Raw genomic sequence first — 12,437 nt, 5'->3', positions numbered from 1 at the left:
CACAGAATTCGTGAAGTCACGGTAGCGCTCTCAGATACCCTCAACGAGTTCAGTGGTGTCGGGATCCATCGCATGTCACCGATCGGCGGAGTCTCTAATGATGGGACAGGTCATGCAGTGCCCGCCACCGCGGCCCCTGCCTAGCTCAGACCCGACGATAGTGATGACCTCTATACCTGCCTTGCGCAACGAGGCGTTGGTTTGGGTGTTGCGGTCGTAGGTAAAGACAACCCCGGGTTCAAGAGCAACGGCGTTGTTTCCGCTGTCCCACTGTTGTCGCTCGGAAGCGTAGGCGTCGCCGGCCGTCTCGACGATGCGCAGCTCCCTCAGGTTCAGCGAATCCGCCACAACGTCCACGAAACGCCGGTCCTTCTCGTCGCTGATTTCCACTCCCGGCTCAGTGTCCGAAGGGCGCAAGGTGAACCCGTGGATGCCGTCGACTATCGCCGGGTGAATGGTAGCGAGGTCGCGGTCAGCGAAAGTGAACACGGTATCCAAGTGCATCGCAGCTCGCAGCTTGGGCATGCCGGCCACGACGACGCGTTCCGCTGCTCCGGCGGCGAACAAATTCTGTGCGAGCTGCGTGATGGCTTGCCGTGACGTGCGCTCACTCATCCCCACTAGCACGGTGTTGTTTCCGACCGGCATGACGTCGCCGCCTTCAAGGAAGGATTGCCCCCAATCGAGTTCGGCATCCCCCCACCAGATAGTGGCTTGCATGTAATCGGGGTGGAAGGTGTAGATCACTTGCATGAGCAGGGTTTCGTCGTGCCTTGCGGGCCAGAAAAGGGGATTCAACGTGAGGCCGCCGTAGATCCAGCAGGTGGTGTCGCGGGTGTAAAGGGTGTTCGGCAGCGGAGGCAACAGGTACTCAGGAGTACCGAGAGACTCGCGCGCTAGAGCAAGATAATCCGTACGATAATCCGCCGGCAACTCGAGGGTCGATAACCCTCCGATAAGGTGGCGTGCGAGCACACGGCCGGGCAGCGAATCGAGGTAAGCCCGAGTGCCGGCGACCAAGCCGAGTCCGACTCTATTCGGAACAATTTTTCGATCAAGTAACCATGCGCGGGCTTCGGGAATGTCCATTGTTTGCGCGAGAAGGTCATGCAGTTCTACAACTTCCACTCCCCTGTTCGAGAGCTTATTGACGAAATCAAGGTGGTCCCGCTGGGCAGCTTCGACCCAAAGCACATCATCGAAGAGCATCTCGTCATTGTTCGTGGGGGTGAGGCGTTCATGTGCCAGCCCTGGTGCACACACCAGCACTTTACGCAGTCTTCCGACTTCGGAGTGCACGCCAAGCGGAGCTGATGGGGTTGTGGGAGTTGGTGGCATGACTCCTGCCCTCTTGGTTGTTATACCCGAATGATTGATTACAAGACGAACGCGCCAGACACGAGACCTGCAACGCCGGTTAGGGCCGCGATTAGCGTGACAAGGAGTAGCGACAGCTCACCTCCCTTTAGCCAGACCAACGCAGGCGCTTGCCCAATAGCCTGCCGCGGAGAGAAACCCGACGTACTTCCCGGCCCCAGCCTTTACGTAGGCAAACACACCCGCGTCAAGGCGCGGTCTCCGAAGTGCCAAGCGCTGGAAGACGAAGGCTAGGGTCAGCATGCCGAGGCCTGCGATGGCCCAAGCAATGAGGGCGCCGGCAACGCCTGTCTCTTGCGCGGATCGCCGAGGGAGAGAGAAGACCCCCGCGCCGATCATCGACCCCACGACCACAGAAGTGAGGGTGAGTAGCGAGAGTTTTGTACCGTTGTCCGACGAGTTTTCGATTGCCTGTGCCATGATGCCCCCGGGGCTGCCACTGCCGTTACAGGACCGTTGCACAACGAATCATAGGCCCAGCCGCGAGCCGACGGGCAGGGTGCACGGCTACGTTATCGAACGTACAATCCATCCCAACAGGCCCACGGCATGAAGCTGACGATCGGCGCTGTTGGCACCAGGCTTTTTCCAAATCCACACGACAGTCGGCACCGGACCAGTACTCGTAGCATTGAGGCACCGGACCAGCAGTTTGAGGCTCCGCCATGGAGGTTTGGCCCGTGATTACAGAAACTGGCCCCGAATTCTCGGTCGAACAGGAGCGAGCCACATCTTGGCTGAGGAGGGACCGGACGCCATTGCCGAGCTCGCGATCCTCATGAGTGACGCACTGATGAGCCCTGGCATCCGAACGGCTGTGCTCTTCGGGAAAAATGACGCCCTGGCGGGCATAGTCGGCCAAACTACACGACGGACCGACGAGCGCCTGTGGCAGCTCCCACTAGCACGCAAATCGTGCAGGGCCACAGGCTTCCACGCGCGGCCGCTGCTGGAACTGCTCACGAAGAGGCATCCACGTCGTCGACCGGGAGCCAGGTGACAATGGTCGTGTTTTTGGGCGTGTCCATAGGACGCCGGCCGTGATGGAATCCGAGGTGGTCGCCTGGTTTGTCGTGGCCGCTCATGTCGTCCTGGGTTTTGTCGCGACCGTATACGTGTCGGCGAACCGCCAACCCGCTGCAGCAATCGCCTGGGTTCTCACCATCGTCTTCATCCCATTCCTCGGTGCGCTGGCATTCCTCCTTGTAGGAGTCGGGCGCCTTCCCCGAGAGCGCAGGGAAGCCCAGGAGCGATTCAATAGGCGGGTGATGGAACGTCCACGGACCCTTGCCGCTGTCGGTGACCGCGATGAATGGCCACCCTGGCTCGCATCCGCGGTGGCGCTCAACGGGCGTCTCGGAGCACTGCCGATGACTTCGGGCAACCGGGCGCGTCTGGTCGGCGACTATGACCGGACCATTCAGGAAATGGTGACCCTCATCGACGGTGCCCGCACGCGGGTACATGTTCAGTTCTACATTCTCGTTCTCGACGACTCCACCCAGCCGGTATTCGATGCCCTCGCTCGGGCCACAGAGCGCGGAATCTTAGTGCGTGTCCTATCCGATCATGTGTCCGGGTTCCTGTCGCCCCGTCGTCGAGCCACCCGCATGGCGCTGGAGTCGATGGGAGCGCAATGGCATGCAATGCTTCCCCTAAAGCCCCTCAAGCATCAGTGGCAGAGGCCCGACATGCGCAACCACCGAAAGATTGTTGTCGTCGACGGGCGCGTGGCCATGACCGGATCACAGAATCTGATCTCCGCGACCTACCTGAAGAAGAAGAACGTAGCTCGCGGCCTCCGCTGGAAGGAACTGATGATCGTGCTCGAAGGGCCGGTGGTGGCCGAGGTCGACGCAGTCTTTGCCAGTGACTGGTATAGCGAGACCGGTGAGGTCCTGCCGCATTTGGATGTAATATGCGACGCCGCCGACCATCCTTCATCGGGAACGGATGCTACTGAGAATGGCGTCCCGCGGGACTCACCCGGCTGGACCACGGACGCACAGGTCGTGCCCAGCGGGCCCTCCTTCGAGAACCTGAACAACCTGAAGCTGTACGTGTACCTTATTCAGAATGCCCGTCACCGTCTCCGGATCACGAGCCCGTACTTCGTGCCCGAGGAATCACTGCTGCTCGCCATCGTGACCGCCGCGGTGCGCGGGGTTTCCGTTGATCTGTTCGTTTCCGCGATCGGAGATCAGGTGCTCGTACACCACGCCCAACGCTCGTATTACGAGGCGCTGCTTAGAGCAGGGGTGCGCATCTGGCTTCACCGTGCGCCTGCCGTCCTGCACAGCAAGCACTTCAGCGTCGACGACGATGTCGCCGTGATCGGGTCGAGCAACATGGACATCCGTTCCTTCACGCTCAACATGGAGATCTCCGTGCTCGTGCAGGATCCCAACCTGGTCGCCCGCCTCGATGAAGTCGAGGATGGCTACCGCCGCCAAAGCGACCAGCTGATACTCGAGGACTGGTTGCAGCGTTCGGCTCGGCTCAAGGCAGTGGACAACCTCGCTAGATTGACCTCGTCGCTCCAGTAGGGCTTCGGTTCTGGCCGAGGTTCAGTGGATGTTCCTATTGCAACCGCAACAGTTGGGTAGGCCAAAGAAACCTACCCTTGCAGCCCTTGAACGTGCTCGCGAGGCTACGGCAAGGAACCCGCTTGCGAAGCGGGTTCCTTGCCGTAGCCTCGAAGCCACCGTTCAATCTGGGCATACGCTGTAGCTCGCACTGAATCGGACGAGAGAAAAATGTCATGCATCGCGTGTCTGATACGGACTACCGCGACGACGTTTCCCAGCGAAAGGGCACGGCGAGCGACGACCCCTACGTTCAGAGCAACATCCGCCGTCGTCGCTGATTCGGACCACCGTGGGTGCAGGTAGTTGTCGCTTGAGAGCATGACAAGTACTGGACAGTCAATAGTCAGCCCAGCGGCGACTGCCGCCTGCACTTGGAACACCGCGTGGAGGAAGGCAGGTGTGACTACGAACCCCTGTTCCGGCCGCCAAGTGGAGTTGTAGCTCCATGCACCCTCGAACTTCTCTGATACTGCACGGGCATAGATGCCAGGGTTCATGGTCGGCAGGGGGGCAAGAGGTTGGTTCCGTGCACCGAACTGTATAAGAGGAGCGATGACCCGGCGTCCCAATCGGGTTCCCTGGAACTCGAGCCAAGGGCTGTTGAGAATGAGGCCCGAGGCAATGCCCGGGTATCGATGCACCCACCAGCTTGCTGTAAGTCCGCCGGTAGAATGCCCGAAGAGGAACAGCGGGCGGACCGGATCGATACCGATCACATTAAGAGCTGCTCGTATGTCAGCGTCGTACTCCGCGAGATCGGTGACAAATCCCGGCGTTTGTCCAGGTCGTAGGCTGCGCCCATAACAATGCAGGTCGAGTGCGTAGAAATTTGCGCCGTGCCGATGCCAGAAGCGGGCGAGCTTCGCCTGGAAAAAATAGTCGGACCACCCGTGAATGTATAGGACGGCTGCGCCAACCACTGTGTCGTAGAGAACCGGCTCATCGAGGGGTTTGTAGCGCACCAGTGTCGCAGGTCCGCCGTCACCGAGCGGCAGAGTCATCTGTTGGAAGTCACGACCGAGATGATCAGGAAGCCACTGCTCACCCATCTGCCAAGCACACTCCCATTCCGTCCTCTGCAAGTACAGCGCGTCGAATCGGACAGCGCCACTGGCGCTCGCCAACACCTAATTTCCAACTACCTGCCGGGCCGGGGGAAAGGCGCAATAGCCCGCTCGGTGTGTTGCTCCTCTGCAGTGCTGAAAGTCGTGGAGTTGCGTATCGATCTCGGGGATCTTTGTGATCTGGGGTTGATCAATTCGCCCACCGCGAATCACAACGGCCCATGGCGCTGCAAGGTTGCGGAACGACCCGAGGGGCTCGCCCTCAAGCACCACCGGGCCGGCAGCGTTCCCTGTTTCGGTTGAACCGGCGATGGTGCCAAGGCCAAGTATGCCGGCATCGACGGACCTTGCGGCGTGAAGAACAGCGGCCGCACTCAACTACCCGTAACCGCGAAGTAGGGTGGGTTCACGCCAAAAAGCCGAGCGCGTTGGAAAGCTGACGGACCACTCGGAGAGCCCCGACCTGCATCTAGTATGCGTGCGAGCTCCCACGCAATTTATTGGAAGGTGCATGCAGGTTCTGAAAGAGAAGCGGTCACCCGCCAAGAGCTTTTACTTTGTAAGCATCGAACTCGTTCTTTGAGAGAACCCCTTGGTCGTAGAGCTGTTTAGCACGCTCCACTTCATCGAGGGGGCTTTTGGCCGGCGCCCCCTCGAACGGACCGGGCGTGCCTTTCGAGGCAGCCTTGTACAGATCTTGCGTTTGAAGGCTCATGCGCCTGCCATTTATGACGATGTAGACGAGCGATGCGAAAACTGGGACAAAAATTAGAAGAAAGATCCATAGTGCCTTAGACCACCCGGGACTCGTCGATTCGAAGATGATGTCCCGTACTACCATGAAAAGAACGATAAGGTAGGAAGCATAAAACACGAAAGAGGCAATCAGCCAGAAAGAATCCCAAAATTTCATTTTCACTCTCCCGGGGTTGCATACGTGCTGGAGCGGCCCTTTGGCTTCACATTCAAGGCGGCCCGTCCAAGCTGAACTAAGGCGATCCCCTACACCCGGGGTGACAACCGAGCAGGACGTCTCTGCAAAATGCGTTATAGGTAGATTGTGCCATGAGTGCAGGTTCACTGAGAAGAGCCGTTGGGATTGCAGGGCAACCAAAAGGCCGCCGGGAGCGCGGGTCACCTCGACCTGACCTCTGACATCAACCACTGACAGAACCAGGCACCGGGCCTGACCGCCCGGGCTCGGCAGGCCCCGTTGATCGACCCGCCGTGCCATGGCCCGGCCGGTGCCACGCGGCCGATCAAGCCTCTACTGCGGGCAGTAGCCGCACCGCGTGGAGGTGGAACTGACTACTCCTCGATCTTGTCGCCTGTCACGACTGCGGTATTGGTGAGTGCAGATGGGGTAGTCATGGGCCGGACTTGGTCTTTCAAGTGGGTTCGTCCACACCAAGCACAGTTGGATGCACGATTGGCGCTTCCCTTGAATGTTCCCGAACCGTTGTAGTGCGCGGTATGGTTCCCACAACGAAACGCGGACCGGTGGAGTGTATGCACGGCTCGTCGCATATCTAGGCTTGTTCCTCGGACAGCCCAGTGCTGGTTCGGGTCAAGCCGTCGTTTGAATCGGGGAGGACTCATGTGGACCGCCGTCGGCGACACCCCGCCAATGGCCGCCGGTCTTGCTCTGAGCCCGATGGCGATCGCAACGGTGATCGTTCTGTTGCGGGGTCGCTGGGGGTCGACGAAAACCGCTCTGTTCGGCATCGGTTGGTTCAATGCTCTTTTCGCCCTGGCGAGTGCCGCAATGCTGTTGGTCGACGCCGCCGCAGATGCCCCCCTGGACGCAGCCGCCGATGCAATCAACGATGTCCAACTGTTGTTCGCTGCCCTATTTTTGGGGTTAGCGCATGTGGCTTGGCTGAAGCGCCCTCCTGAGGTCCAGGAGAAGTGGCCCGGTGTTCTGGACCGTCTTGACGGGCTCAGCTCACTTGGTGCCCTCGGAACGGGATTGGCGAAAGGTCTGCTGGTAGCAAGGAACATCGCGCTGACGGTGGGGGCAGGAGCACGACTTGACGAGACCTCTCGCGACCAGCAGAGTCCGTGGTAGCCGTTGTGCTGTTCGCCGTGATTTCAACTCCCGGGGACATCGTTCCCCTACTGGTGACCATCATCGCCGGCCATCGTCAGGCTACTCTTTCAGAGCTCGCACGTGGTTGAGCGCGAACATGACGGCGTTCACCTCGCAGTGCTCGTGCTTCTCGGGATGGATCTTCCCGGAGGGGGTCTCGGCATCCTTGATTGAGCAGATCATTGGCGCTCCAAGAGTGCCGGTCGCGCCTTCAGCAGGGCTGGGACGTGCTAGGAGGCATATGGCATGGCCGATTCAGAAGTAGAGCAGAACCTGCAGGAAACCCGCCGCGCTTCCTGGATTTCCCGGCTGATCCTGATCGCTGTTGCAGTGGCCGTCGTCGTGGGCCTTGCGCGGATGTATGGGCGGATCGATGTCGACGCCGTGTGGGATGCGCTGCGACAACTGCCCTGGTGGAGTCCCGGAATCCTCTTCGCCCTGCTTCTCGCCCGGCAGTTGCTAAATGCCGCGCCGCTGGCGATCTTCATACCCGGTGCAGGCCTGTACCGGTGCACGGTCAACGACTTAGCCGCCAGCACCGCGTCGGCCTTCGCCCCGCCGCCGAGCGACATGGTGCTGCGCGTGGCGATGTTCCGATCATGGCGAGTTGACGTGCATCAGGCCTTGGCTGCCACAGCGATCAACGCCGTCACTTTCTTCATCGTCCGCTTCTCAGCGCCTCTGATCGGTTTCGCCCTGCTCCCCTTCCTCAACGTGCCACCGGGACTAAGGCTCCTGGATGCTCTCAGCGTGGTGCTGGCGGCGATGCTGGTGATCTCATCGGTCCTCGTGGCCCGAGACCAGGAACGAGCCGGGAGGATCGGCCGGCGACTAGGACTGATTGTGCGAACTGTGCGGCGCAGCACGGATCCTGAGGCATGGGCACGTTCCTTGTACGACTTCCAGCAGAATCTGGCGTCAGGGTTCTCCCACCGTTTTCCGCGCGCAATCCTGGTCAGCTACGCCATGATGTTGACCGATCTGATGATCTTCGTTCTCGCCCTGCGATTCCTGGGGGTAAGTCACTCGACCTTGCCCTTGATCGACATTGCCGCGGCGTACCTCTTCGCTTTTCCCTTGACCATGTTCCCCGCCCAAGGACTCGGAGTCATGGACTCCGCCATGCTCGCCTCGCTGACCGAGACTGCCGGCGCTGACATACTTGAACCCGCCCTTGCTGCAGCACTGATATGGCGGACGTTCACCGTGGCAGGACCCTTCCTCCTCGGACTCATTGCCATCCTTTTATGGCGGCGCAGCATGCCCGGCCCCTCCCCTGACGAGCCGCCGACGGAGAGCGATGGGGATGCATCGCAGTAGCACCTGGAGAGGATTCGTCCCTGGTGAGAGAGCATGATGTTCGGATCGTCCCGTCACCGATGGTACGGTCCATAGGCTCTTGGCTCTGAAGCCGTCCTGCGCGATGTGTTCCGTCAATGCCCGACCCACACTTAGGCCGCGCCGCGCGTGGTTGACCCTCTTTGTGGAGCGCGGATGAGCGCCGCCCCACAACAGCCATTGCTCGTCGACTTGGTAGACCGCGAGCTGGCGTCAATCCGCAGCTTGGAGAGAGGGGTTCCCGGCCCACTTGACGGTCTCGGTCTCGATCTCGGTGCCCACCCAACTAAGGATGGAATCGAGATCCTGATGCGTCATCGCTTGACATCTCAATCCGCTTATTCCGGAGCCGGGAGCTCTGCGGCGCGATGATAATCCGGCAAGCGCCGGACGGGGATGACGCGGGGGCACTGATGCCGCCAGAACCAGCAACCCTGCATGCGGGGCCCTCAGCCGATCCTCGGCGTAGATACGCACTACTTTTTGCGGTCTCCGCGAGAGGGGCTTCGGCATATGTTCCCGCCGAAGTGCTGCAGCGAGACCGGCCGCCTGATGAGGAGACCCGGCAGCGGACGGGCCCATAGAGGGCCGGTCCGCTGCCGGGTCGAGGATTCATATCAGTCGAGAATGCCTATCAGGCCGTCTCCGCCCGGTCTTCCCGGGCCGATCCGGTGGAGTGCGCTGGTCGTGGTGTCAGTGACCGTGCCTATCGCACTTGATCCAGATCCTGTCGCTCTTGTCCCAGCCGTCCTTCTTGCTCTCACTGAAGGCCTGGTAGGTGTTGCCGCACTTCACATTCTTGATCTGGTACTTGAAGTCCCCCTTCTCCGTCCACACCTTCCGATGGTCGATCACCCGCTCCTTGCCGTGGTGATTGGTCTGGACGACTTTCACGACAACCCACTTCGCATCGTAATCGTCGCCGATAACCTTCAAATTGATGTGTTTGCCGTCCCGGTTCACCTTGAGGTTCAAATCCTCGTAGTCGTAGTGGTTGCCGGCGGTGGCGACCTGGGCGGGTGATGCAACAGCCGGTGCGGACATGCCCATACCTGCTATGAGGGCGAACAGGGTTCCTGCGACGAGGACGAACAGACGCCAGCTAAGAGATTTTTTCATGATGGTTTTCTTCCACGCATGCCGGCCAGATAGAGGGGATGGGTGCGTGCCGTGTACAGCACGCCGCGGGCCGCTGTCCGGCGAGGCCGCCCGTTCATACCCGGAGCAGATTCGCGCTGACACGTACCGGAATGGGGCGTCCTCGCTCGGATTCCTCGTCTACGCTGCCTGCAGTTGCGATGTTCACTTTCGGACTGTGCTTCCCCAGCGAGGCCGTCCCAACACCGTCGCGCGGTGGACCCCAAGCATAGACGTCCGCCACCGATGAGAGAAGGGGCACGGCCCGCCGTCGCGGGTCCGGCGTCGGTGTGTCGGAGAGTCGGCGTGTCGGAGAACTGACCGTGCGCCGGTCCGCCCGCTCCGGGAGAGGGACAGCCGCCGCTGAGGGGATGCAGGGTGCCCGAAGTGGGACTCGAACCCACACACCTCTCGATACTGCATTTTGAGTGCAGCGCGTCTGCCAATTCCGCCATTCGGGCCATCAGCGCCCCGGCCACGGGAGGGAAGCCCTGCTTCCGCATCCGCCGGTGCGCGAATCCACTCTACATGCCGATAGTCTGTTTCCGGGTACGCGAGCACGTCTCCGCGGACCCACCGGAACGCCACCATCATCAAGGAGCAACAGTGTCTGAACCCACCGAATCCACGCCCGCCGGACCCGCACGCCGGGTCATCGTGGCCGAGGACGAGACGCTCATCCGGCTCGACATCATCGAGATCCTGCGTGGGGAAGGCTACGAGGTCGTGGCCGAGGCCGACAACGGCGAGAAGGCCGTGGCACTCGCCGAGGAGCACAAGCCCGACCTCGTCCTCATGGACGTGAAGATGCCCGTCATGGACGGCATCACCGCCGCCGAGCAGATCGTCAAGGCCAGGATCGCCCCCGTGGTCCTGCTCACCGCCTTCAGTCAGAAGGAACTCATCGAACGGGCGCGCGACGCCGGGGCGATGGCGTACGTCGTCAAGCCCTTCACTCCGGCCGACCTGATCCCCGCCATCGAGATCGCGATGTCGCGTCACGAGGAGATCAAGGCCCTCGAGGCCGAGGTGTCCGACCTGCAGGAGCAGTTCGCCACCCGCAAGCTCGTGGAGCGCGCCAAGAGCCTCCTGACCACCAAGATGGGCCTCACCGAGCCCGAGGCCTTCCGCTGGATCCAGAAGACGTCCATGGACCGCCGCCTCAGCATGCGCGAGGTCGCCGAGACGATCATCAACCAGGTCAACTGAGAGCAGGGTCGACCGACCCGATCGAAGAGACGACGAAAAGACCCCCACCCGGCGAGGGTGGGGGTCTTCTGCGTCAGGGACCCGCTACTTCTTCTTGACGGGCCAGGGGCCGACGCCCTCCTTCACGTAGGACGTGTGGTCGTCGGGCAGCTGTCCGGCGTCGGTGATGTCGCCGACGCGGTGGACCTTGATGGAGTTCGTCGAACCGGCCTGTCCTGGAGGGGACCCGGCTGCGATCACCACGAGGTCGTCCACCTCGACCAGGCCCTGCTCGAAGAGCACCTTGTCCACCTGGGCCGTCATCTCGTCGGTGTGCGCGACGAACTCGACGAGCTTGGGCTGGATGCCCCAGATGAGGGACATGGCGTTCAGGGTCGACTGCACCGGTGTGAAGGCGAAGACCGGCTTCCTCGGGCGCAGGCGGGACAGGCGGCGTGCGGAGTCACCCGACTGGGTGAAGGTGCAGATGTACTTCGCGTCGAGCTGGTCCGAGATCTCGACGGCGGCGCGCGTGATGGCTCCGCCGCGGGTCTTCGGCTTGCTGCCGAGCGGCGGCACGCGCTCGAGGCCGTGGCGCTCGGTGGACTCGATGATGTCGGCCATGGTGCGGACCGTCTCGATCGGGTACTTGCCCACGCTCGTCTCGCCGGACAGCATGACCGCGTCCGCGCCGTCGAGCACGGCGTTGGCGCAGTCGGAGGCCTCGGCACGCGTGGGACGCGGGTTGTCGATCATGGACTCGAGGACCTGCGTGGCGACGATGACGGGCTTGGCCCAACGGCGGGCGAGCTCGACGGCGCGCTTCTGCACGATCGGCACGTCCTGCAGCGGCAGCTCCACGCCGAGGTCGCCACGGGCCACCATGATGGCGTCGAACGCGTCGATGATCGACTCGAGGGCGTCGACCGCCTGCGGCTTCTCGATCTTCGCGATGACCGGGACGCGACGGCCTTCCTCGTCCATGATCTCGTGGACGCGCTTCACGTCGCCGGCGTCACGCACGAAGGAGAGGGCGACCATGTCGACGCCGATCCGGATGGCCCAGCGGAGGTCCTCCTCGTCCTTGTCACTGAGGGCGGGGACGTTCACGGCGACGCCCGGCAGATTGATGCCCTTGTTGTTGGACACCATGCCGCCGACGACGACCTCGGTGGTGACCTTCACGTCGTCGACCGCCGTGGCGCGCAGAGAGACCTTGCCGTCGTCGATGAGCAGCATGTCGCCGACGTTGACGTCCTGCGGCAGCCCCTTGAACGTGGTGGAGGAGATCTCCTGCGTGCCCTCGATGTCCTCGACGGTGATGGTGAAGACATCGCCGGCGGCGAGGGCGTGCGGGCCGTCGGCGAAGCGTCCGAGGCGGATCTTCGGTCCCTGGAGGTCGGCGAAGATGCCGACGGGCTTGCCGAGCTCCTCCGAGGCACGGCGGACGTTCTCGTAGGTGCTGCTGTGCACGGTGTAGTCACCGTGGCTCATGTTCATCCGGGCCACGTCGACGCCCGCCTCGAGCACAGCGAGCGTGTTCTCATAGCTGGCGATTGCGGGGCCGAAGGTGGCAACGATTTTTGCGCGTCTCATGAACCTAGCCTAGTCGTGTTGGGTCGTCGGAATGGTGCAAGAAGATGGGGCGGGGTGGTG

At 61.8% G+C, this 12,437-nt stretch carries 10 protein-coding genes, 1 tRNA gene and 1 pseudogene; 4 read left to right on the top strand and 8 right to left on the bottom strand.

Annotated features, from left to right (window positions below; all coding sequences use genetic code 11):
- Window positions 1-75 precede the first annotated feature (75 nt).
- Together AC4D2C_RS05155 and AC4D2C_RS05150 are read right to left on the bottom strand one after the other, a co-directional pair.
- Window positions 76-1,338, bottom strand: coding sequence for an arginine deiminase (locus tag AC4D2C_RS05155; protein WP_490913180.1), 1,263 nt, complete (start codon window positions 1,336-1,338; stop codon window positions 76-78).
- A 135-nt stretch (window positions 1,339-1,473) separates the two neighbouring features.
- A pseudogene (locus tag AC4D2C_RS05150) lies at window positions 1,474-1,797 on the bottom strand (amino acid permease); the annotation flags it as partial.
- A 623-nt stretch (window positions 1,798-2,420) separates the two neighbouring features.
- On the opposite strand from AC4D2C_RS05150, the gene AC4D2C_RS05145 reads away from it, so the two are divergent.
- Entirely contained in the window at window positions 2,421-3,923 is a 1,503-nt protein-coding gene (locus AC4D2C_RS05145; protein ID WP_490913178.1) for a phospholipase D-like domain-containing protein, read from the top strand.
- A 104-nt stretch (window positions 3,924-4,027) separates the two neighbouring features.
- Here AC4D2C_RS05145 and AC4D2C_RS05140 read toward each other — a convergent pair whose 3' ends face one another.
- Together AC4D2C_RS05140 and AC4D2C_RS05135 are read right to left on the bottom strand one after the other, a co-directional pair.
- Window positions 4,028-5,014 carry an alpha/beta hydrolase gene (locus AC4D2C_RS05140; RefSeq protein WP_490913177.1) on the bottom strand — a complete coding sequence of 329 codons (987 nt, stop codon included), beginning with the start codon at window positions 5,012-5,014 and terminating at the stop codon, window positions 4,028-4,030.
- Window positions 5,015-5,564: 550 nt separating this feature from the next.
- Entirely contained in the window at window positions 5,565-5,942 is a 378-nt protein-coding gene (locus AC4D2C_RS05135; RefSeq protein WP_490913176.1) for an SHOCT domain-containing protein, read from the bottom strand.
- A 684-nt stretch (window positions 5,943-6,626) separates the two neighbouring features.
- On the opposite strand from AC4D2C_RS05135, the gene AC4D2C_RS05130 reads away from it, so the two are divergent.
- A complete protein-coding gene (locus AC4D2C_RS05130) occupies window positions 6,627-7,097 on the top strand; it encodes a GAP family protein (protein ID WP_490913175.1) in 471 nt (156 codons plus the stop codon).
- A gap of 81 nt (window positions 7,098-7,178) precedes the next feature.
- Here AC4D2C_RS05130 and AC4D2C_RS05125 read toward each other — a convergent pair whose 3' ends face one another.
- A complete protein-coding gene (locus tag AC4D2C_RS05125) occupies window positions 7,179-7,301 on the bottom strand; it encodes a hypothetical protein (protein ID WP_490913173.1) in 123 nt (40 codons plus the stop codon).
- Between the two features lie 63 nt (window positions 7,302-7,364).
- Here AC4D2C_RS05125 and AC4D2C_RS05120 point away from each other — a divergent pair, with 63 nt between their 5' ends.
- Window positions 7,365-8,438 carry a lysylphosphatidylglycerol synthase transmembrane domain-containing protein gene (locus tag AC4D2C_RS05120; RefSeq protein WP_490913171.1) on the top strand — a complete coding sequence of 358 codons (1,074 nt, stop codon included), beginning with the start codon at window positions 7,365-7,367 and terminating at the stop codon, window positions 8,436-8,438.
- Window positions 8,439-9,149: 711 nt separating this feature from the next.
- Here the strand turns inward: AC4D2C_RS05120 and AC4D2C_RS05115 are convergent.
- On the bottom strand, window positions 9,150-9,575 hold the full coding sequence (locus AC4D2C_RS05115) for a hypothetical protein (protein WP_490913169.1): 426 nt from the start codon (window positions 9,573-9,575) through the stop codon (window positions 9,150-9,152).
- Window positions 9,576-9,972: 397 nt separating this feature from the next.
- Window positions 9,973-10,054: transfer RNA gene (locus tag AC4D2C_RS05110), tRNA-Leu, on the bottom strand.
- A gap of 145 nt (window positions 10,055-10,199) precedes the next feature.
- Between AC4D2C_RS05110 and AC4D2C_RS05105 the strand changes: the two genes are divergently transcribed.
- Entirely contained in the window at window positions 10,200-10,802 is a 603-nt protein-coding gene (locus AC4D2C_RS05105) for an ANTAR domain-containing response regulator (protein ID WP_208741031.1), read from the top strand.
- A gap of 84 nt (window positions 10,803-10,886) precedes the next feature.
- Here the strand turns inward: AC4D2C_RS05105 and pyk are convergent, their stop codons facing one another.
- Window positions 10,887-12,377 carry a pyruvate kinase gene (pyk, locus tag AC4D2C_RS05100; RefSeq protein ID WP_490913168.1) on the bottom strand — a complete coding sequence of 497 codons (1,491 nt, stop codon included), beginning with the start codon at window positions 12,375-12,377 and terminating at the stop codon, window positions 10,887-10,889.
- Between the last annotated feature and the right edge of the window lie 60 nt (window positions 12,378-12,437).

It is taken from the genome of Arthrobacter sp. TJ-240 (genome assembly GCF_058269195.1).
The sequence above is the reverse complement of the archived record's forward strand: the minus strand, read 5'-3'. Positions and strand labels throughout refer to the sequence as shown.